The sequence below is a fragment of the Mycobacterium kyorinense genome (assembly GCF_001672775.1).
In the GTDB taxonomy this organism is placed as follows: Bacteria; Actinomycetota; Actinomycetes; order Mycobacteriales; family Mycobacteriaceae; genus Mycobacterium; species Mycobacterium kyorinense_A.
Map to the genome: position 1 here is coordinate 52,024 of NZ_LZKJ01000093.1, position 24,537 is coordinate 76,560.

The window sequence follows — 24,537 nt, forward strand, 5'->3', positions numbered from 1 at the left end:
GATCGCGCTTACCCAGGACGCTACCGCTGATGCCGACGAGATCCGCCAACGAGCTCAGCGCGCGATGCTCGCTGAGACCGAATTGCTGCTATCCCCAGAATATTTCACCACTTGGGCTGCTGAGAATCCGTCGGTGGCCGGGCTTGAGATGCAAGTCAAACGCGGAGTAGCCGACAACGAACTGACCCGCTACCGCTACGACGTCATCATCTACACCACCCCCACCCCGGTGCGCTCACTGGCCGATGCACCCGTCTGGGCATGGACCGACCATCCGAGCCTGGAGGGGTTAGCGGAGCGGTTGCTAGCCCAACGTCCGAGTGTTGTTCGCGTGTCCGGAATTCCGCGTGCCGGGGTGATCGGTGAGGTCTGCGTCGAACACGCCCTCGAGGCTGGGCTGGCGTTAGACGACGCGCTTGCCGACGCTGCCGCCACCACCGCCGGTTCTGTTGTGCCCGAAGACTTGTATCGCATTGGGGACGACGTCGGGTATCAGGTCGCAGTGAGCTGGGGTGGCCAGCCGGGCATGTTGGATGCGGTCTTCCTGGCCGACAACGATGCGGACCCGCGCATCGCGCTGACTGACTTGTACTTGCCGGAGGTCGGGCACCGCGGCACCTACGCCAACGATCCGCAAACCAACTCCAAACTGGGTGCGGTGCGACAGCGGTTGGGCGCATGGTTGCCCGACTACATGGTGCCGGCTCAGATTGTGGTGCTCGAGAAGTTCCCGCTGACCTCCTCGGGCAAGATCGACCGAAAAGCGCTGCCCGCACCGAAATTTGCAGCAACGACGTTTCGGGCGCCGCAAAGCCCTACCGAGAAGCTCGTGGCCGAGGTGTTCGCCGAGGTGTTGGGGGCGGCCCGAGTTGGTCTTGATGACGACTTCTTCGCCCTGGGCGGGGATTCGCTGATCGCTGCGCGGGTCAGTGGGCGGCTGCAACTGGCGCTGGGCCGCCAAGTGCCGGTGCGGTACCTGTTCGACGCGCCCACTGTCGGGGGTCTGGCCGAGTATCTGCATCGTCACCGTGGCGGGCCCGCCCGCCCGCCGCTGCAGCCGATGCCCCGCCCACAACGGATCCCGTTGTCGTATGCCCAAAACCGGTTGTGGTTCTTGGATCAGTTGCAGGGGCCGTCGCCGATTTACAACATGCCTGTGGCGTTGCGGATCAGCGGAGCGCTGGATGTTGAGGCGTTGGGTGCGGCGTTGGGCGATGTGGTGGCCCGCCATGAGAGCCTGCGCACTCTGATTGCGACGGTCGAGGGGATCCCTGAGCAGATAGTGGTCCCCGCCGAGCGTGCCGAGTTGGGTTGGCAGGTTGTGGATGCCGCTGATTGGCCGTCGGAGCGGCTGGGTGGGGCCATCGACGCGGCGGTACGCTATTCCTTTGATTTGGCGACCGAAATTCCCTTGCGGGCATGGCTTTTCCGCCTGGCCGACGAAGAGCATGTGTTGGTGGCGGTGGTGCATCATATCGCCGCCGACGGCTGGTCGGTCACCCCGTTGGTGCGGGATCTGGGGGTGGCCTACGGCAGCCGCTGTGTCGGGCAGGCCCCCGACTGGGCGCCGCTACCGGCGCAATATGTCGACTACACACTGTGGCAGCGTGAACACCTCGGTGACCTAGCCGTCAGTGACAGCCCAATCGCTGCCCAGGTGGCCTACTGGCAGCAGGCGTTGGCCGGGCTGCCCGAGCGCCTGCAGTTGCCCACCGATCGGCCCTACCCGCCGGTGGCTGATTACCGCGGTGCCAGTGTGGCCGTGAATTGGCCCGCGCAATTGCAGCAGCAGGTCGGCCGAGTAGCCAGTGAGCACAACTCCACCAGCTTTATGGTGATCCAGGCCGCGCTAACGGTGCTTTTGTCCAAGCTCAGCGCCAGTTCTGATGTGGCAGTAGGCATCGCAATCGCCGGGCGCGGCGACCCTGCGCTCGATGACCTTGTGGGCTTCTTCGTCAACACCCTGGTGCTGCGGGTTGATCTATCCGGTGACCCTACTGTCGCTGAGCTGCTGGCCCAAATACGATCGCGCAGTCTCACCGCCTATGAGCACCAAGACGTGCCCTTCGAAGTCCTCGTCGAGCGCCTGAACCCTATCCGAAGCCTGAGCCACCACCCGCTGATCCAAGTCCTGCTCGCCTGGCAGAACTCCGACTGGCAGGACAGTAACGCCGCCGGGATGGCCCTGGGTGGCCTCCAGGTGTCCCCGTTGGGGGCTGATACTTCCACGGCCCGTACAGATTTGGCGTTTTCGCTGGGTGAACGCTTCACCGATGAGGGTGCGCCTGATGGCATTGGTGGGGCAGTGGAGTTTCGTACCGACGTGTTTGATGCAGACAGCATCCGAACACTGATCGGGCGGCTGCAGCGGGTGTTGCTGGCGATTACCGCTGAGCCGGCTCGGCGGTTGTCGTCGGTCGATCTGCTTGATGCGGCTGAGTGGGTTCGGTTAGAGGAATGGGGCAACCGGGCGGTGCTGACTGCGCCGGCACCCACCGGGGCGTCGATTCCGGAGTTGTTTGCCATCCAAGTGGCGCGTTCCCCGGAGGCGGTCGCGCTGGTCTGCGGCGACTGTATCTGGACCTATCGAGAACTGGATGCGGCCTCTAACCGGCTGGCGCACTTGTTGATTGATCTCGGTGTGGGTCCGGGTCAGTATGTGGCATTGCTGCTTTCGCGTTCGGTTGAGGCGATCGCAGCGATTCTGGCGGTGCTCAAGTCCGGGGCGGGGTATCTGCCGATCGATCCGGCGGTGCCCACGGCGCGGATGCAGTTCATGGTTGCGGACGCCGCGCCGACCGCGGTGATCACCACCGCTGGTCTGAGGTCACAGCTCGACGGGTGCGAGTTGGCCGTCATCGATGTCGCCGATCCACGCATCGATGCCCAATCCAGCACGGCATTGCCGGCGCCGGCTGCCGATGACATCGCCTACATCATCTACACCTCGGGCACGACGGGCACCCCTAAGGGGGTGGCCGTCACACACCGCAACGTGAGCCGGTTATTTGACTCACTGGATGTGGGTTGGGAGTTGGCCCCAGAGCAGGTGTGGTCGCAGTGTCATTCGTTGGCTTTCGACTATTCGGTGTGGGAGATGTGGGGGCCGCTGCTGCACGGTGGGCGCCTGGTCGTGGTGCCCGACGAGGTGACGCGCTCCCCGAAGGACTTTCAGGACCTGTTGGTTGCCGAAAAGGTCAGTGTGTTAAGCCAAACACCCTCGGCGGTCGGTCTGCTTTCCCCGGAGACCTTGGAATCGACGGCGTTGGTGGTGGCTGCTGAGCCGTGTCCGGTCGAGGTGGTGGAGCGGTGGGCGCCGGGGCGAGTGATGGTCAATGGTTACGGCCCGACGGAGACCACGGTGTACGCGACGATCAGTGCGCCGCTGACACCAGGGTCGGGGGTGGTGCCGATCGGGTCACCGCGGCCGGGTGCGGCGTTGTTCGTGCTCGATGCCTGGTTGCGCCCAGTGCCGGCCGGGGTGGCCGGGGAGTTGTATGTGGCCGGGTCAGGGGTGGGCTGTGGGTATGTGCGCCGGACCGGGTTGACGGCATCGCGGTTTGTCGCTTGCCCGCTCGGCGGGACCGGGTCGCGGATGTATCGCACCGGCGACCTGGTGTGTTGGCGTGCTGATGGACAGCTGGAGTATTTGGGACGCGCCGATGAGCAGGTCAAGATCCGCGGCTATCGCATCGAATTGGGTGAAGTGCAAGCAGCGCTCAACGCCTTAGATGGGGTGGCGCAGGCGGTGGTGGTTGCCCGCGAGGACCGCCCCGGCGACAAACGCCTGGTGGGTTACATCACCGGCACCGCCGATCCAGTCGCGTCGCGCACAGCATTGGCTGAGCGGCTGCCGGCCTACATGATCCCCGCAGCCGTGGTGGCGTTGGACGCCGTCCCGCTGACGCTCAACGGCAAGGTCGATATCCGTGCACTGCCGGCACCGGAATACGTTGCGACGGAGTATCGCGCTCCGGCCAGTCCCACCGAAGAAATCCTCGCCGACGTTTACGCCCAGATCCTTGGACTGGAGCGGGTCGGGGTCGACGACTCATTCTTCGATTTGGGTGGCGACAGCATTTCGGCGATGCGGCTGATCGCCGCGGTCAACACCGCCCTGGCGGCTGATCTTTCGGTGCGGGCAGTGTTTGAGGCGCCCACGGTGGCCCAGTTGGCCCCGCGGGTCGCCGGCGGTCAGGGTCGGCGTAAGCCGTTGGTGGCCGTTGAGCGGCCGGCCAGGATTCCGTTGTCGTTTGCCCAGAACCGGCTGTGGTTCCTCGACCAGTTGCACGGGCCGTCGCCGGTTTACAACCTGGCGGTGGCGTTGCGGTTGAGCGGGGCGTTGGACGTCGAGGCGTTGGCTGCGGCGCTGGCCGATGTGGTGGGCCGCCAGGAGAGCCTGCGCACTCTGTTTGTCGCGGTCGACGGGGTAGCTCAACAGGTCGTGGTTCCGGTTGAGCGGGCCGACTTTGGTTGGCAGGTCATTGACACCAGCGGTTGGTCGGCAGAGTCGCTGGGAAAGACCATCGAAGCGGCGGTGCGTTACACGTTTGACTTGTCGACCGAGATTCCGTTGCGTGCAACGCTTTTCCGGGTTTCTGCTGATGAGCATGTGTTGGTGGCGGTGGCTCACCATATTGCTGCTGACGGCTGGTCGGTCACCCCGTTGGTGCGGGATCTGGGCGTGGCGTATGCCAGCCGGTGTGTCGGGCAGGCTCCAGGCTGGGCGGCGCTGCCGGTGCAGTATGCCGATTACACGTTGTGGCAGCGCGAGCAGTTGGGGGATCTGGATGATCCCGACAGTCGCATCGCTGCGCAGCTGGCCTATTGGGAGCAGGCGTTGGCGGGGTTGCCCGAGCGGCTGCAGTTGCCCACCGATCGGCCGTATCCGCCGGTAGCTGGTTATCGCGGCGCCAGTGTGGCCGTGGATTGGCCCGCGCACCTACAGGAGCAGATCGCCCGGATCGCTGGTGAGCACCACGCGACGAGCTTCATGGTGGTGCAGGCCGCGTTGGCGGTGTTGTTGTCCAAGCTGAGCGCCAGTTGCGATGTGGCGGTGGGGTTCCCGATCGCCGGCCGCGGCGACGCGGCGCTAGACGGGTTGGTGGGCTATTTCGTCAACACCTTGGTGCTGCGGGTTGATCTATCGGGTGATCCCACGATCGCCGAACTGCTGGCTCAAATCCGATCGCGCAGCCTGGCCGCTTACGACCATCAAGACGTGCCCTTTGAAGCGTTGGTGGAGCGCCTCAACCCCACCCGAAGCCTGACCCATCATCCGCTGATCCAGGTGTTGTTGGCCTGGCAGAACTTTACCGGACAAGACACTGACCACGCCGTCAACCCAGGCCTGGGCGATGTCGACGTCAGCCCCCTGACGGTCGACACCCAAACGGCGCGCATGGATCTCACATTTTCGTTGGCCGAACATTTCACCGGCACCGGTGAGCCCGCCGGGATCCGGGGAGCAGTGGAGTTTCGTACCGACGTGTTCGATGCGACGAGCATCGAGGCGCTCATCGAACGGTTGCTGCGGGTGCTGGTGGCGATCACCGCCGCGCCGAGCCGGCAGCTGTCGTCGATCGATCTGCTCAATGAGGGCGAGCACGCCCAGCTAGACGAATGGGGCAACCGGGCGGTATTGACCCAGCCGACCACCGCGGTGTCGGTGCCAGCGTTGTTCTCGGCGCAGGTCGCGCGTGTCCCAGAGGCGACGGCGTTGACCTGTGAAGGCCGCTCCATCAGTTACCGGGAGCTGGACGAGGCCGCTAACCGGTTGGCGCACTTGCTGGTTGCTCATGGTGTGGGTCCCGGTCAGTGTGTGGCACTGCTGTTTTCGCGGTCCGTTGAGGCGATCACGGCGATACTGGCCGTCCTCAAAACCGGTGCGGCGTATCTGCCGATCGACCCGGTGGTACCGGCAGCGCGGATGCAGTTCATGCTCGCAGATTCTGCGCCGATCGCGGTGATCACCACCGCTGGTCTGCGGTCGCGGCTCGACGGATGCGATCTGCTGATCATCGATGTCGACGACACCGACATTGACGCCCAACCCAGTACAGCGCTACCTGCGCCGCTCCCCGACGATGTCGCCTACATCATCTACACCTCAGGCACTACCGGTGTCCCCAAGGGGGTCGCCGTCACTCATCGCAACGTGACCCAGCTGCTGGAGTCGGTGAACGCCGACTTGCCACCAGAACAGGTGTGGACGCAATGGCATTCGTTGGCGTTCGACGTTTCGGTCTGGGAAATGTGGGGTGCGTTGCTGCGCGGCGGGCGGCTAGTGATTGTGCCCGAGTCGGTGGCCCGTTCGCCGGAAGAGTTTTATGCCTTGCTGGCTGCCGAACAAGTCAGCATTTTAAGCCAGACCCCCTCGGCGTTTTATGCGCTGCAAACCGCCGACGGGCTGGCGCCCGAGCTGAGAGACCAGCTCAAGCTTCAGGCCGTGATCTTCGCGGGCGAGGCGCTGGAGCCACAGCGCCTGGGGATGTGGGTGCACCACCACCCGAACTCACCCCGGCTGATCAACATGTACGGCACCACCGAGACGACGGTGCATGCGTCGTTCCGGGAGATCGTCGAGTCGGATATCGACAGCCATGCCAGTCCCATCGGAGTGCCGTTGGCGCATCTTGCTTTTTTCGTGCTGGACGGCTGGCTGCGCCCGACTCCGGTTGGGGTGGTCGGTGAGTTGTATGTGGCCGGTTCGGGGGTGGGGTACGGATATGTGCGGCGGGGACCGCTGACGTCGTCGCGATTTGTGGCCTGCCCGTTCGGCGGGCCGGGCGCGCAGATGTATCGCACCGGAGACTTGGTGTGGTGGGGCGCTGATGGCCAGCTGCGGTATGTGGGGCGCGCTGACCAGCAGGTGAAGATCCGCGGGTATCGAATCGAACTCGGTGAGGTTCAGGGAGCGCTGGCCGGCGTGGCCGGCGTGGAGCACGCGGTAGTCGTCGCCCGCGAGGACCGCCACGGTGACAAACGTCTGGTGGGCTATGTCACCGGGACAGCCGATCCCGCCGGGCTGCGTAGCAGGCTGGCCGAACGGCTACCGGCCTACATGGTGCCGGCCGCCGTAGTGGCGTTGGAAACGCTGCCGCTGACTCCCAACGGCAAACTCGACAAGCGGGCCTTGCCCGCACCGGACTACCAGGATGGCGATCGCTATCGAGCTCCAGCCAACGCCATCGAAGAGATCCTGGCCGGTATCTACGCCCAGGTCCTCGGGCTCGAGCGGGTGGGGGTCGACGACTCATTCTTCGAACTGGGCGGGGATTCGCTGTCCGCCATGCGCCTGATCGCGGCGATCAATGCCGGAATGGATGCCGACCTGGTCGTGCGGACCGTGTTCGAGGCGCCCACGGTTGCCCAATTGGCGCTCCGTGTCGGCAGTGGTACGGGTCGACGTGAGCCGTTGGTCGCTGGCCCGCGGCCCGCGGTGGTGCCGTTGTCGTTCGCCCAAAACCGGCTGTGGTTCTTGGAGCAGTTGCAGGGGCCGTCACCGATTTACAACATGCCCGTCGCGTTGCGGATCAGTGGCGCGTTGGATGTCGAGGCCTTGGCTGCGGCGCTGGGTGACGTGGTGGGCCGCCATGAGAGTCTGCGCACACTATTCGCCGCTGTCGAGGGCACCCCCCAGCAGATGGTGGTCCCGGTCGAGCGGGCCGAGGTGGGTTGGGACGTCGTTGATGCCAGCGGCTGGTCAGCGGAGCGGCTGGCTGAGGCCGTCGACGCCGCGGTCCGCTACACCTTCGACCTGGCCACCGAGATCCCGCTGCGCGCTTGGCTTTTCCGGGTTGCCGATGATGAGTACGTGTTGGTGGCGGTGGCCCATCACATCGCCGCCGACGGCTGGTCGACCACCCCGTTGGTGCGTGATCTGGGAGTGGCGTACGCCAGCCGGTCTGTCGGGCAGGCCCCAGGCTGGGCGCCGCTACCGGTGCAGTATGTCGATTACACGCTGTGGCAGCGTGAACAGCTGGGAGACTTCGACGATCCCGGCAGCCGCGCCGCTGCGCAGTTGACCTACTGGCAAGAGACCTTGGCGGGACTGCCCGAGCGGCTGCAGTTGCCCACCGATCGGCCCTACCCGCCGGTGGCTGATCAGCGGGGTGCCAGTGTGGCCGTGGATTGGCCGGCGCAGCTGCAGCAGCAGATCGGCCGGGTAGCCGGCGAGCACAACGCGACCAGTTTCATGGTGATCCAGGCGGCCCTAGCGGTGCTGCTGTCCAAGCTGAGCGCGAGTTCTGATGTGGCGGTGGGCTTCCCGATCGCCGGCCGTAGCGACCCCGCGCTCGATGACCTGGTGGGCTTTTTCGTCAATACTTTGGTGTTGCGGGTCGATCTATCCGGTGATCCCACCGTCGGCGAGCTACTTGCTCAAATACGGTCGCGCAGCCTGGCCGCCTACGAACACCAAGACGTCCCCTTCGAGGTGCTCGTCGAGCGGCTCAACCCCACCCGAAGCCTGACCCATCACCCGCTGGTGCAGGTGCTGTTGGCCTGGCAGAACCTGCCTGCGCAGACTGCCGAGCCCGCCGTCAAGTCGAATTTTGGCGATCTGCAGGTCGCCCCGCTATCGGCTGATACCCACACTGCGCGAATGGATCTGGCGATTTCTCTGGCCGAGCGCTGGGGTGAGACCGGTGAGCCCACCGGGATCCGGGGGGCCGTGGAATTTCGCACCGACGTGTTCGATGCCGCCAGCATCGAGGCGCTGATCGAGCGGCTAGAGCGGGTATTGGTGGCCATCACCGCCGACCCGACACGAGCACTGTCGTCGGTGGATCTGCTTGACGACGACGAGCATGCCCGCCTAGATCGGTGGGGCCACCGGGCGGTGTTGAGCCGGCCGGCGACGCCGGCGTCGATACCGGAATTGTTCGCCGAGCAGGTAACCCGCGCTGCCGATGCGGTGGCGATCAGCTGCGGTGAGGCGTCGTGGACCTATCGCGAACTTGACCAGACCTCAAACCAGCTGGCGCATTTGCTATCTGGCCAAGGTATCGGACCGGGGCAGTGCGTCGCGCTGCTCTTGCCGCGGTCGGCTGAGGCCATCGTGGCGATTCTGGCGGTGCTGAAAACCGGGGCGGCCTATGTGCCGATCGACCCGACGGTGCCGACGGCCAGGATTGGGTTCGTGCTCGACGATGCCGCGCCGAGCGCCGCGATCAGCACGACGGCGCTGCGGTCGCTGCTGGACGGGCGCGACGTGCTTGTCATCGACGTCGATGACCTCGCTGTTGAGGGCCAACCGAGTACGGCACTGCCGACACCGAAACCTGATGACATCGCCCACATCATCTACACCTCGGGGACCACTGGGGTGCCGAAGGGGGTGGGAATCACCCACCACAACGTGACCCAGTTGACGGACTCGCTAACTGCCGGCCTGTCACCGGCACAGGTGTGGACGCAGTGTCACTCCTTCGCCTTCGACTTTTCGGTGTGGGAGATCTGGGGTGCGTTGCTGCACGGTGGGCGGCTAGTGGTGGTCCCTGAGTCGGTGGCCGGCTCGCCGGATGACTTCCAGGACCTAATGATCGGTCAAGGGGTCAGCGTGTTGACCCAAACCCCGTCGGCGGTGGGGATGCTTTCGCCGGAGCGGTTGGCGTCAGTGGCCTTGCTGGTAGGCGGCGAGGCTTGTCCGACTGAGGTGGTGGATCGGTGGGCACCGGGCCGCGTGATGATCAACGCCTACGGTCCGACGGAGATCACGGTGTACGCGGCGATGAGCGCGCCATTGGCCCCGGGGTCGGAGGTGGTGCCGATCGGCACGCCGGCGGCGGGGGCGGCGCTGTTTGTGCTCGACGGCTGGTTGCATCCGGTACCTGCCGGTGTGGTCGGCGAGTTGTACGTGGCGGGCTCCGGGGTGGGCTGCGGCTACATGGGTCGGTCCGGGTTGACTGCCTCACGGTTTGTGGCCTGCCCATTCGAGGGTTTCGGCACGCGGATGTATCGCACCGGGGACTTGGTGCGGTGGGGTGCCGACGGGCAGCTGCACTATTTCGGGCGCGCTGACGAACAGGTCAAGATCCGCGGCTACCGCATCGAGCTCGGTGAGATCGAGGAGGTGCTGGCGACCCAACCCGGAGTGGAGCAGGCGGTGGTCGTTGCCCGCGAGGACCGCCCGGGTGACAAGCGCCTGGTGGGTTATGTCACCGGCACTGCCGACCCCATTGACTTGCGTGCACAACTGGCTGAGCGGCTGCCGGCCTACATGATCCCCGCGGCGATGGTGGCACTGGACACCCTGCCGTTGACCCCCAATGGCAAATTGGACATCCGCGCGCTGCCGGTCCCGGAATACACCGCCACGCAGTATCGCGCTCCGGAGACCCACACGGAAGAAGTCTTGGCCGACATCTACGCCGAGATACTCGGACTCGAACGAGTCGGGGTTGATGACTCATTCTTCGACTTGGGCGGGAACTCGCTGTCGGCAATGCGCCTGGTGGCAGCGGTTAATAACGCTCTGGAAGCTGGACTTTCGGTGCGGGCGGTGTTTGAGGCGCCCACGGTTGCCCAGTTGGCCCCACGGGTGGGCGGGGATGGGATTCGGCGTGAGCCGTTGGTGGCCGTTGAGCGGCCGGCAAGGGTCCCGTTGTCGTTTGCTCAAAATCGGTTGTGGTTCCTCGATCAGTTGGAGGGGCCCTCACCGGTCTACAACATGCCGGTGGCGTTGCGGTTGAGCGGGGCGCTGAACGTTGAGGCGTTGGCTGCGGCGCTAGCCGATGTGGTGGGCCGACACGAAAGCCTGCGCACCTTGTATGGGGCGGTCGAGGGGGTGCCGCAGCAGGTGGTGGTGCCGGCCGAGGACGCCCACTTTGGTTGGGACGTCGTCGATGCCAGCGGTTGGTCGGCAGAGCGGCTGGGTGAGGTGGTCGCTGCAGCAGTGCGATACACCTTCGACCTCGCCACCGAGATCCCTTTGCGGGCAACGCTTTTTCGAATCAGCGATGATGAGCATGTGTGGGTGGCGGTGGCTCACCATATCGCCGCCGATGGCTGGTCGGTCAGGCCGCTGGTGCGGGATCTGGGTGTGGCCTATGCCAGCCGGTGTGTCGGGCAGGCCCCCGGCTGGGCGGCGCTTCCGGTGCAGTATGTCGATTACACGTTGTGGCAACGCGAGCAGTTGGGGGATCTTGATGATCCCGGCAGCCCGGTCGCTGCGCAGTTGGCCTACTGGCAGCAGGAGTTGGCGGGGTTGCCCGAGCGGCTGCAGTTGCCCACCGATCGGCCTTATCCGTCGGTGGCTGATTACCGGGGTGCCAGTGTGGCCGTGGAATGGCCCGCGCAGCTGCAGCAGCAGATCACCCGGATCGCTGGCGAGCACCAGGCGACCAGTTTCATGGTGGTGCAGGCCGGGTTGGCGGTGTTGTTGTCCAAGCTGAGCGCCAGTTCTGATGTGGCGGTAGGGTTCCCGATCGCCGGGCGCAGTGATCCGGCACTAGATGACCTGGTGGGTTTTTTCGTCAACACCTTGGTGTTGCGGGTTGATTTATCCGGTGATCCCACCGCCGCGGAGCTGCTGGCCCAGGTGCGCGCGCGCAGTCTGGCCGCCTACGAGCATCAAGACGTGCCCTTCGAGGTGCTGGTGGAGCGGCTCAACCCCGTCCGAAGCCTGACTCATCACCCGCTGATCCAGGTGCTGTTGGCCTGGCAGAACCTGCCCGGGAGTGACGATAACGTCGGGGCCCAGCCGGGCTTGGGTGATGTCCAGGTTAGCCCCCTGGCAGCGGACACCCAGACCGCCCGCATGGACCTGACATTCTCGTTGGCCGAGCGATGGACCGAGTCCGGTGAGCCCGCCGGGATTCGCGGTGTAGTTGAGTTCCGCACCGACGTGTTCGACACCGTCAGCATCGAGACGCTCATCCACCGACTGGAGCGGTTATTGTCAGCGATCACCGTCGAGCCCATGCGGCGGCTGTCGTCGATCGATCTGCTCGATGAGGGTGAGCAGGCACGGCTCGATGAGTGGGGCAACCGGGCGGTCCTGGCTACACCGCCGGCCGCGGCAGTGTCGATTCCGGTGTTGTTCGCCGCACAGGTGGCGTGCAGACCTAACGCGATGGCGGTGACATTCGAGGGCCGGTCAATGACGTACCGGGAACTCGATGAGGCCGCAAACCGGTTGGCGCGCCTACTGGTCGCTCACGGGCTGGGGCCAGGTGAGGTTGTGGCGCTGCTGGTTCCCCGGTCGGCTGAGGCGATCGTTGCGATTTTGGCGGTGCTCAAGACGGGGGCGGCTTATCTGCCGATCGAGCCGACGCTGCCGACGGCCCGGATCGAGTTCATGCTCGCCGACGCCGCGCCTATCGCCGCGATCACCACTGTTGACTTGGCCGATCGACTAGACGGCCATGAGCTGTTAATTATCGATGTCGACGATTCCGCGGTCGACAGTCAACCCGGCACCGCGGTGCCGGCGCCGGCCCCCGAGGACATCGCGTACCTCATCTACACATCGGGTACGACGGGCGTCCCCAAAGGGGTGGCCGTAAGTCATCACAACGTCATCCAGTTGTTGGAGTCACTGGGTGCATATCTGCCGACGACAGGCGTGTGGACGCAGTGTCACACCTATGGGTTCGACTCGTCGGTCTGGGAGATCTGGAGCCCGCTATTACACGGTGGGCGCGTGGTGGTGGTGTCGGACTTCGTGACACGCTCGCCGGAAGCCTTCCACGCCTTGCTAATCGGTGAACATGTCAGCGTGCTTACCCAGACGCCCTCGGCGGTGGCGATGCTCTCCGCTGAGGGTTTGGATTCGTTGGCTTTGGTGGTGGCGGGTGAGAGCTGCCCGGCTGAGGTGGTGGATCGGTGGGCTCCCGAGCGGGTGATGATCAACGCCTACGGCCCGACCGAGACGACGATGGTTGTGATGCTGAGTGCGCCGTTGGTCGCCGGGTCGGGGGCACCGCCGATCGGCTCGCCGGTGCCCGGCGCGGCGTTGTTTGTGCTGGATCGATGGTTGCGTCCAGTGCCGGCTGGGGTGGTCGGTGAGCTGTATGTGGCCGGTGCCGGGCTGACGTATGGGTATGTGGGCCGAACCGAGTTGACGGCGTCGCGGTTTGTGGCGTCCCCGTTCGGGGGGTCTGGAACACGGATGTATCGCACCGGGGATTCGGTGTGGTGGGGCGCTGATGGGCAGTTGCGGTATGTGGGCCGCGCCGATGAGCAGGTGAAGATCCGCGGGTATCGCATCGAACTCGGTGAAATCCAGACGGTGTTGGCCGAGCTCGACGGGGTGGAGCAGGCCGTAGTGATCGCGCGCGAAGACCGTCCGGGCAGCAAACGTCTGGTCGGATACATCACCGGCACAGCAGACCCGACCGCAACACGCGCCGCGCTGACGGACCGCTTGCCGACCTACATGGTCCCAGCTGCGATCGTGGCGATCGACGCGCTGCCACTGACGGTCAACGGCAAACTAGACACCCGCGCCCTACCGGCGCCGGAATACACCGCTGGCGAGTATCGTGCCCCGACCACTGCGGTCGAGGAGATCTTGGTCGGCATCTACGCCCGTGTGCTGGGTGTCGAACGGGTCGGCGTCGATGACTCGTTTTTCGATTTGGGCGGCGACTCACTCTCGGCGATGCGCCTGGTCGCCGCGGTCAACACCGGCCTAGATGCCGGCCTTGCCGTGCGTACTTTATTCGAGGCACCCACGGTCGCTGGGTTGGCGCCGCGGATCGGCGAGGATGCGGGTCGGCGTAAGCCGCTGGTGGCGGTTGAGCGGCCGGCGGTGATTCCGCTGTCGTTTGCCCAGAGCCGGTTGTGGTTCCTCAACCGGTTCGAGGGCGGGGTGGCGACCTACAACATGCCGACAGCGTTTCGGATCAATGGGCCGTTGGATGTCGAGGCGCTGGGGGCGGCGCTCGATGATGTGATTGCTCGCCACGAAGCGCTGCGCACGGTGTTTCCCGACATCGACGGTGTGCCGTTGCAAAAAGTGTTGCCAGCGGGGGCGGGGATGTGGCTGCGTGCGGACGCGGCGGCGGTGGCGTCAGTGCTCGAACAGGACGTGGTCGGCGAATTGGTGGCGTTGGCGGGCTATCGGTTTGATCTGTCGAGCGACATCCCGGTGCGGGCGCAGATCTATGCGCTGGGTCCTGAGCAGCATGTGGTTGGCATTGTGGTGCACCACATCGCGTTTGACGGCTGGTCACTGGCGCCGATGGTCAGGGATATCGCCGAGGCGTATCGGGCGCGGCTACAGGGCCGGGCACCGGATTGGGCGCCGTTGGCGGTGCAGTATGCCGATTACACGCTGTGGCAACAGGAGTGGTTGGGTTCGGAGTCTGATCCCGACAGTGTGATCGCTGCGCAGTTGGCCTATTGGCGGCAGGAGTTGGCGGATCTGCCCGAGGTGGTGTCGCTGCCGACGGATCGGCCCCGCCCGCCGGTGCCCAGTTACCGCGGTGACGAAATCGAGGTGCGCATCGACCCGCCGGCGTGGGCGGGGGTCAAGGCGCTGGCGGCGGCGCATAACGCGACGGCTTCGATGGTGCTGCAGGCGGTGTTGGCGGTGGTGTTGCACCGGGCCGGCGCCGGTGAAGACGTGGCAATGGGCACGCCGATCGCCGGACGGTTGGATCAGGCGCTCGATGATCTGGTCGGGTTCTTCGTCAACACCTGGGTGCTGCGGGTGGGGGTCACCTCTTCGCAGCGGTTCAGCGAGGTGCTCGAGCAGGTGCGCCTTAAGGCGCTGGATGCCTACAGCAACCAGGACGTGCCGTTCGAGCGGCTGGTCGAGCAACTCAACCCGGTGCGCTCCACTGCGCATAATCCACTGTTTCAGGTGCTCATGGCCTTCCAGAACAATGTGCGTCCTAGCGCGGCGCTTGAGGGGGCCAGCATCGAGCCGCTGGGTGGGTCTACCCGCACTGCCAAGTTCGATCTGGATTTCGAGTTGGGTGAGGTGCCCAGCGAGGATGCGGGCGCGCCGATGGCCACCGGGGTGGTGTCGTATGCCACAGATTTGTTTGACCGGGCCACCATCGAGCGGGTGGTCAGCTGGTTTGGCCGGGTGATCGAGGCGGTGGTGGCCGACGCCGCGGTGGTGGTGGGCGAGATCTCGTTCCTGGATCACGGTGAGCGTGATCTGGTGTTGACCCAGTGGTCCGGCGCCGGGGTGGCGGCGCCGGTGGGGGTGGCGGCGCAGGTGTTGGCTGACGCGGTGGCCGCCGACCCGGCGGCGGTGGCCGTCATCGACGGTGCGCGACAGCTGTCGTATCGCGAGCTTGATGTGTGGTCGACGCGGTTGGCGCGGGTGCTGATCGAGTCGGGAGTGGGTCCAGAGCGCGCGGTGGGCGTGGCGATGGATCGGTGTGTGGAGTTGGTGGTGGCCTGGTGGGCGGTGGTCAAGGCAGGTGGGGTGTACGTGCCGCTCGATCAGGCCCATCCGGTCGAGCGAATCGCCACGGTGTTGGACGCGGTGGCGGCGGTGTGTGTGTTGAGCTGCGGTGCCGACACGGTGGCCGGGGCCGGGGCGCGTCCGGTGCTGCGCATCGACGGCCTGGATGTGTCGGGGCGCTGCGCGGATCCGATCACCGACGCTGATCGGCAGGCACCGCTGGGGACGGACAACACCGCCTATATGGTCTTCACCTCGGGGTCCACCGGGGTGCCCAAAGGGGTGGCGGTCAGCCACGCTGGTCTGCTGGGGGTGGCCGCGCAACACGCGGCGTTCGGGTTGGGTGACGCTGCACGGGCGTTGATGGTGGCCGCGCCGACCTTTGATGTGTCGATCGGCGAAATGTTGTTGGCGGTTGGCTCGGGGGCGGCGTTGGTGGTGGTACCGCCGCAGGCGTACGCCGGGGAGGCGTTGACCGCGTTGCTGCAGAACCAGCAGGTCAGCGCGGCCGTGCTGACCCCGACGGTGCTCGCGACGCTGGATCGGGCCCGGCTGGACGGGATGGACACGCTGATCGTCACAGGGGAAGCCTGCGCGGCGGAGTTAGTGGCCGCCTGGGCGCCGGGTCGGCGGATGTTCAACGGCTACGGCCCTTCCGAGACCACGATCTGGGTTACCTGTGCGCCGCTGGCGGCGGGGCAATCGGTCACGATCGGTGCCCCGATCTCGGGGGTGTGCGCGCTGGTGCTCGACGCGCGGCTGCACCCGGCGCCGATTGGCGTGGTCGGCGAGCTGTATCTGGGTGGGCCGGCGCTGGCGCACGGCTATGTGGGCCGGCCGGAGTTGACTGCGGAACGGTTCGTGGCCAACCCCACCGGGGGCGCTGGGGCCAGGCTGTATCGCACTGGGGATCTGGTGCGCTGGCGTGCAGATGGGCAGTTGGAGTATTTGGGCCGCGCCGATGCGCAGGTCAAGCTGCGCGGGCAGCGTATCGAGTTGGGTGAAATCGAGAACACCTTGCTGGCGTGCCCACAAGTCATCCAGGCCGCCGCCGCTATGCACCAGAGCGCCACTGGCTCACATCTGGTTGCCTACATCACTTTGGCGCAGACAGCTACCACCGACCATGACGCCGAGGCCGTCGGACAATGGCAACACCTCTATGACGAGTTGTATGGCGCCGAGGTGGAGGTGCCCGGATTCGGCATGGATTTCCGGGGCTGGAACAGCAGCTACACCGACGATCCGATTCCGCTCGACGAGATGGTCGAGTGGCGAGCGGCCACGGTGGATCGGATCCTGGCCCTGCACCCGGCGCGGGTGTTGGAGATCGGCGTGGGTTCGGGGCTGGTGTTGTCTCAGGTCGCCCCGCACTGCGAGCACTATGTCGGCACCGATATGTCGGCGCCGGCAATTCAACGCCTGGCTCGTTCCCTGGAGGAATTACAGATCGAGTGGCGTGACCGCGTTGAACTGTTGACCCGGCCGGCCGATGTCGTAGACGCGCTGCCGCAGGGTTATTTCGACACCATCGTTCTCAATTCGGTTATCCAATACTTTCCCAACGCCGCATATCTACGGGAGGTCATCGAGAACGCCATAGGCTTGTTGGCCCCGGGCGGCACGTTGTTCATCGGTGATGTGCGCAACCACGCCCTGCAAGGCGCGTTGCAGACCGGAGTGGCGTTGGCACGCACCGACGATGTCGATGCCGACGAGATTCGCCAACGCGCCCAGCGCGCTATGCTCGGTGAGACCGAATTATTGCTAGCCCCTGAGTTTTTCATCACTTGGGCTGGCCAGCATGCGTCGGTGGCCGGAGTTGACCTTGAAGTCAAACGCGGGGTGGCCGACAACGAGCTGACCTGGCATCGCTACGACGTCGTCATCCACACAACTCCCACGCCGGTGCATTCCCTGGCTGGCGCAGCTAACTGGGCATGGAATGATTGCGTCGGGTTAGGCGGACTGCAGGACCGGTTGGCATCCCAACGGCCGAACGCGGTTCGCGTCACCGGTATTCCGCGCGCCGGCCTGATCGGTGAGGTCCGCATCGAAGCCGGTTTGGCCGCCGGGTTGTCGCTGGCCGACGCGCTCACCGAGGCCACCACGACCGCCGACGGCGTTGTGCCCGAAGCGCTGTACCGCCTCGGTGGGACCATCGGATACCGCGTGGCCGTCACCTGGGGCACACACCCGGGCATGCTGGATGCGGTTTTCATCACGCTCACCGACCCTGAGCAGCACATCGCACTGACCGACCTCTACTTGCCGGTAGCCGAGACCCAGCCGCGCGCCACCTACGCCAACGATCCGCAGACCAATACCAAGATCGGCGAGGTGCGTCAGCGATTGGGTGCGTGGTTGCCCGACTACATGGTGCCATCGCAGATTGTGGTGCTCGACGAGTTCCCGTTGACCTCTTCAGGCAAGATCGACCGTAAAGCACTGCGGGCGCCGGTGTTTGCGGCCGCTGCCTTCAGGGCGCCGCAAACCCAGACCGAAAAGATCATCGCCGAGGTATTCGCCGAGGTGCTAGGCGCGGCCCGTGTCGGACTCGACGACGATTTCTTCGCCCTGGGTGGAGATTCGCTCAGGGCTACCCGAGTCAGCTCGCGGCTGCAACTAGCACTTGGGCGGGAAGTGCCGGTGCGGTATGTGTTCGACGCTTCTACCGTCGCCGAATTGGCCGAGTATCTGCACCACCATCGCGGCGGCCCCGCCCGCCCGCCTCTGCAAACGGTGGAGCGCCCAGCCCGAATCCCGTTGTCCTATGCGCAAAGCCGGTTGTGGTTCCTCGACCAATTGCAGGGGCCGACACCGATTTACAACATGCCCGTGGCGCTACGGCTGCGTGGGCGGCTGGATGCCGAAGCGTTGGGTGCAGCGCTGGCCGATGTGCTTGTTCGACACGAGAGCCTCCGCACGCGATTTCCAGCGGTCGACGGTGTGCCCCAGCAGGTGGTGGTGCCCGCTGAGCAAGCCGACTTCGGGTGGGACGTCGTCGATGCCACCGGTTGGCCGCCGGACCGGCTGGGCCAGACTATCGCCGCGGCCGTAGGCTACACCTTCGACCTGGCGAGCGAGATCCCATTGCGGGCAACCCTTTTCCGGGTCGGCGAGGGCGAGCATGTGCTGGTGGCGGTGGCGCACCACATCGCCGCCGACGGCTGGTCGGTCGCCCCGCTGGTGCGCGATCTGGGCGTAGCCTACGCCAGCCGAAGTGCGGGGCAAGCCCCCGGATGGGCGCCGTTAACGGCGCAGTACGTCGACTACACACTGTGGCAACGTGATCACCTTGGTGAGCTCGACGATCCCGACAGCCCAATCGCCGCGCAGCTGGCCTACTGGCAGCAAGCGCTGGCCGGTATGCCCGAGCGTCTGCAGTTGCCCACCGATCGGCCCTACCCACCGGTGGCGGATTACCGCGGCGCCAGTGTGGCGATCGATTGGCCGGCCGAGCTGCAGCAGCAGGTTGCCCGAGTGGCCGACCAGTACAACGCGTCCAGTTTTATGGTGATCCAGGCCGCACTGACAGTGCTGCTGGCCAAGCTCTGTGCCAGCAGTGATGTGGCCGTCGGCATCGCGATCGCCGGACGTGGCGACCCCGCACTCGATGAACTCGTGGGTTTTTTCGTCAACACCTTGGTGCTAAGGGTCGATCTGGCCGGTGATCCCACCGCCGCTGAGCTGCTGGCCCAGGTGCGCACGCGCAGTCTGGCCGCTTACGAGCACCAAGACGTGCCCTTCGAGGTGCTCGTCGAGCGGCTAAACCCCACCCGAAGCCTGACCCATCAGCCGCTGGTTCAGGTGATGTTGGCCTGGCAGAACCTGCCCGGCCATGCCAGCAACCTCGGCGCCGAGCAGTCCTTGGGGGAGCTGCAAATCGCCCCGCTGTCGGCGGAAACCCACACCGCCCGCATGGATCTGACGTTTTCGTTGGGTGAGCGTTGGAGCGAAGCTGGTGAGCCCGCCGGGATCGGCGGGACGGTGGAGTTTCGCACCGACGTGTTCGACGCGGCCAGCATCCAAGCGCTCATCGAGCGCTGGCAGCGGACGTTGATGGCCATCACGGCAGACCCGACCCGGCCGTTGTCATCGGTCGATCTGCTCGACGCTGGTGAGCATCTCCGCTTGGATGGGTGGGGTAATCGCGCGGCGTTGAGCGCGCCGGCGGTATCTGGAGTGTCGATTCCGGTGTTGTTTGGTGCGCAGGTGGCTCGTGTGCCGGAAGCGGTAGCGCTCAGCTTTGCGGACCGTTCGATGACCTATAGGCAGCTCGATGAGGCGTCTAATCAGTTGGCGCACTTGTTGGCTGACCATGGTGCGAGTCCGGGTCAGCATGTGGCGCTGCTGTTTTCGCGGTCGGCCGAGGCGATCGTGGCGATTTTGGCGGTGCTCAAAACCGGGGCGGCTTATTTGCCGATCGACCCGATGCATCCTGACGCGCGCATCGAGTTCTTGCTCAATGACGCTGCGCCGGTCGCGGCGCTCACCACTAGTGGGTTGGCCGAACGGCTCGAGGGCCGTGGGCTGCTTGTCATCGATATCAACGACGCGCGCATCGGCGCCCAACCCAGTAAGGGCTTACCGGCGCCGGCGGCCGACGACATCGCCTACATCCTCTACACCTCGGGCACCACCGGTGCGCCCAAGGGAGTCGCTGTCACCCACAGCAATGTCACCCAACTGCTGGAGTCGCTGAACACCGATCTGGAGCTGTCGGGGCGGGTGTGGACGCAAAGTCATTCCTTGGCCTTCGACTACTCGGTGTGGGAGATCTGGGGTGCGCTGTTGCATGGTGGGCGGCTGGTAGTGGTGCCCGAAGAGGTGTCCCGCTCGCCAGAAGACTTGCATGCATTGCTGATTCGTGAACAGGTCAGCGTGTTAAGCCAGACACCGTCTGCGTTTTATGCGTTACAGATTGTCGATGCGCAATCAGCAGAGCTGGCAGATCAGCTCAAGCTTGAGACGGTGGTGTTTGGCGGCGAAGCGCTCGACCCGCGACGTCTTGGCATGTGGCTGGGCCAGCACCCGGGAGCCCCGCGGCTGATCAACATGTATGGCATTACCGAGACAACGGTGCATGCCTCGTTCCGGCCGATCGTCGACGCCGATGCCGGGCGCAGTGTCAGTCCCATTGGGAAGCCGTTGGCCCATCTTGGCTTCTTCGTGCTGGACAGTTGGTTACAGCCGGTGCCGGTCGGGGTGGTTGGCGAGTTGTATGTCGCCGGTGGCGGGCTGGCGTGTGGGTATGTGGGCCGGGCGGCTTTGACATCGTCGCGGTTTGTGGCATCTCCGTTTGGGGGGCCCGGAACACGGATGTATCGAACCGGGGATTTGGTGCGGTGGGGCGTCGCTGGGCAGCTGGACTATGTGGGGCGTGCTGACGAGCAGGTCAAAATCCGCGGGTATCGCATCGAGCTTGGTGAAGTCCAAGCGGCGCTGGCCGGGCTGGACGGGGTGGGTCAGACGGCGGTGATCGCCCGCGAGGACCGTCCCGGTGATAAGCGGTTGGTGGGTTACGTCACCGGCACAGCTGATCCGGTCATGGTGCGCAGCGCGCTGACCGAGCGGCTGCCGGCGTATATGGTCCCCGCCGCTGTGGTCGTCTTGGAGGAGCTGCCGTTGACCCCCAACGGCAAACTCGACACTCGCGCGCTCCCGGCACCGGAATATCAAGACCGCGCCCGTTATCGCGCCCCGGCCACGCTCACCGAGGAAATCTTGGCCGGCATCTACGCGGAGGTACTCGGCCTCGAGCGCGTGAGCGTCGACGACTCATTCTTCGACTTGGGCGGTGATTCGCTTTCGGCGATGCGGGTGATCGCCGCTATCAAGACACGCCTCGACGCCCACGTCGCTGTGCGCACCTTGTTCCACGCCCCGTCCGTGAAAAGTCTGAGCCAGCATTTGGCTAGCCACGGTGACGAAGCGGAGATAGTTCCTGTCGAGGTCCTCAAGGAGGGCACCGGTGCTCCGCTGTTCTGCATTCACCCCGGGGGCGGGGTGAGTTGGCCATACCAGACGCTGGGTAACTACGTGGACAGCACCCTCATCGGAATTCAACGAATCCTGCAACCCGAAGAAGCTGAACCCCGCTCAATTCGCGATATGGCGAGAAATTATGCCGACAGAATCCAGACCGCTTACCCCGCCGGACCCTACAACGTTCTCGGCTGGTCCTTTGGAGGTGTCGTCGCCCACGAACTTGCAATCGAGCTTCAGCGACGCGGATGCGCAATCAGCCACGTTATTCTTCTCGACGCTCAGCCCTGCGTCGACATCAGCGACACCCAGCAAGACCAAACCATCGACGAGGCGCAGATACTGGAAGAAGCCTTGCGGTTCAACGGCATAGACATCCCAGAACAGGATGGCCCGCTTACCTACGAACAAATAGAAGAACTGCTTCGCGAACTGGGAGTCGTCGAATTCCCTCGATACAAAAAACTGCTGGATTTCCTTATTGAAAACATGAACAGTAGCATGGCGCTGCAGCGAGCTCACGAGCCGGGCGTTTTCGACGGCGATATAATTATATTTTCGGCTCAGCGGGATGAGGGCGACCGCAGTTCATCTCTGCTGCAAAGTTGGCGCCCTTACGTCACTGGCGACATCACAACGTATCCGGTCGACTGTTCTCATGAAGTCATGTTGACCGCCGAATCGCTGACCCTGTATGGCCAACAACTCAAATTTTCATTGGAAGCGTGAGTTGAATTGAGATTCTCCAGGGGCCGGGACGACACCGCGGCTTTCAATTCACAGGACGCGCACGAAGGTGAAAGGCTGGAATCGCGATGATATTTGTGCTGGCATGCTATGGAACCCGTGGCGATGTCGAGCCCGGTGTCGCTGTTGGCCGTGAGCTGCTGCGCCGAGGGCACGAAGTACGCATGGCGGTCCCGCCCGACCTGGTCGGCTTCGCCGAGGCGGCTGGGCTTGCGGCGGTCGGCTACGCACTGGACACGCAGACGTGGATGGACGTCCACCGCGACTTGTGGACGCGTCTCTTCCGCAGCTTCTGGAGGATCCAGGATCTGAACAGATTGCGGCGCGAACTTTGGGAGCTAGTCAGCCAGTGCTGGGGAGAGGCGAGCACGACACTGACGTCGCTGGCTGACGGTGCCGACCTACTAATCACCGGCCAGAGTTTGGAGGAGCCCGCTGCGAACGTCGCGGAATACCTTGGCATTCCGTTGACGTCACTGCATTACGCCCCGTCGAGGGCCCACGGGCAGCTCACACCAATGCTGCCGTCATTAGGGCGCTCGGTAATGGCTTTGAACCTGCGGCTGTATTGGCGCATGACGAAGAAGGTCGACGACGCCCAGCGCAATGAACTGGGCCTCCCGAAAACACGGAGATCCACGGCGCGGCGGATCGCCGAGCGCGGGTCGCTGGAAATCCAAGCCTATGACGAGGTTTGCTTTCCCGGGTTGGCAGCCGAATGGGCGGAATGGAATGGGCAACGGCCATTTGTTGGTGCGCTGACAATGGAGTTACCGACGGATGCCGATGACGAGGTCGCCTCGTGGATTGCAGCGGGAACGCCGCCGATTTATTTCGGGTTTGGCAGCGTACCGGTCGAATCTGCCGCAGACACGGTCGCCATGATCGGCGCGGCCTGTGCGCAACTAGGCGAGCGGGCCTTGGTTTGCTCTGGCGGGTCTAACGTCGGCGACATCCCCCAATTCGAACACGTCAAAATTGTGGGCGCGATGAACCATGCAGCCGCCTTCCCGGCATGCCGCGCGGTCGTGCACCACGGCGGTGCGGGCACCACGGCCGCGGGCCTGCGCGCTGGAGTCCCCACGTTGATCCTGTGGACGGCCGCCGATCAGCCGCAGTGGGGAATTCAGGTCAAACGACTGAAGCTGGGCACTGCCCGGCGCTTTTCGAGCACTACCCGGCAATCGCTGGCCGAGGACCTGCGCACTATCCTTGCCCCGCAATATGCGGCCCGGGCCCGTGAATTCGCCACCCGGATGACGAAGCCCGCGGAAAGCGTTGCAGCCGCGGCTGATCTCCTGGAAAACGGCGCCCGCCTCAGGAGCGTTGGCTGATGGGCGAAAGCATGCCGTCGAGACGGCCACTCTCGGATTGGGAGCCTGCTCGATGAACTCCGAAACACATTGACGCGTGGATGAGAGTCTAAACTCATCGCCCACAGAACTGGCATACGGGATTGGGGACAGTCTTGACGGTGACCGATAGCGACGTGCGATCTCTCTACCTCGACTTGATTCGGCGCAACCTCACCAGATACGGGATGCGCGAGCAAATGCCTGGGGGCTGGCCACTGTGGGGACGCCTGCTGTTCAAAACGGGCAACATCATTCAACCCATGGCCATGGGTATAAGTCCGTTTGGTAAGCGCAAGCGCGACTTGGGCCTAGATTGTCCGGCCGAAGCCGAGACGATGATTGGAATGCAGCGACTCACCAGCCTGCAGCACTGCGTTGAGACGGTACTGACTGACGAGATACCGGGCGACCTGGTCGAATGTGGAGTATGGCGCGGCGGTGCCAGCATCCTGATGCGCGCGGTCCTGGCAGCCTATGGGGATAAGTCGCGATGCGTGTGGTTAGCCGATTCCTTTGCGGGCATGCCGTCCCCGAATCCCGCCAAGTACAAAGCAGATAAGCGGATGAAGTTCGACCGCATGAAGTTCGTACTGGCAGTGCCGGAAACGGAAGTCAGGGCGAATTTCGAGCGCTACAGGCTGCTAGATGACCAGGTCCGCTTTCTTCCTGGTTGGTTCAAAGACACGCTGCACGACGCTCCGATCGATCGCATCGCGGTATTGCGGCTTGATGGCGACCTCTACGAATCCACGATACAAGCGCTCGACGCGCTCTACCCGCGACTGTCGCCCGGTGGTTTCTGCATCATCGATGACTATGTCCTGAAACCGTGTCGGGAAGCTGTCACCGACTACCGCGCCAAGCATGGAATATCGGCAGAGATCATTGACATAGACGGGTGTGGCGCGCTGTGGCGCAAGTAGTTGAGAGATTGAGAGCGTCCAAAACCATAGGCATCCAACCCCGTTCAGGCACGGCCCAGGGTCGATTTCGGAATGGAAACGCTATGTCGTTGGGTCAGCGGCCATCACCCGGTTTGTCGCCCTACCCGGATATTCGAACTGAGGACACCGAGATAGC

Annotated in this window: 3 protein-coding genes (1 of these 3 only partly in view); all 3 read left to right on the plus strand. The window is 64.6% G+C overall.

What is annotated here, in order from left to right; translation table 11 throughout:
• On the plus strand, nucleotides 1-22,084 hold the 3' portion of the coding sequence (locus A5707_RS10235; protein WP_065014385.1) for a non-ribosomal peptide synthetase. Its footprint begins 5,135 nt before the window's first position; the window shows 22,084 of its 27,219 coding nt (coding positions 5,136-27,219); its start codon lies beyond the left edge, outside the window; the stop codon is at nucleotides 22,082-22,084.
• An 86-nt stretch (nucleotides 22,085-22,170) separates the two neighbouring features.
• A complete protein-coding gene (locus A5707_RS10240) occupies nucleotides 22,171-23,436 on the plus strand; it encodes a glycosyltransferase (RefSeq protein WP_065014386.1) in 1,266 nt (421 codons plus the stop codon).
• A 134-nt stretch (nucleotides 23,437-23,570) separates the two neighbouring features.
• Nucleotides 23,571-24,380, plus strand: a complete 810-nt coding sequence (locus A5707_RS10245) for a TylF/MycF/NovP-related O-methyltransferase (RefSeq protein WP_065014387.1) — start codon at nucleotides 23,571-23,573, stop codon at nucleotides 24,378-24,380.
• Nucleotides 24,381-24,537: the final 157 nt, after the last annotated feature.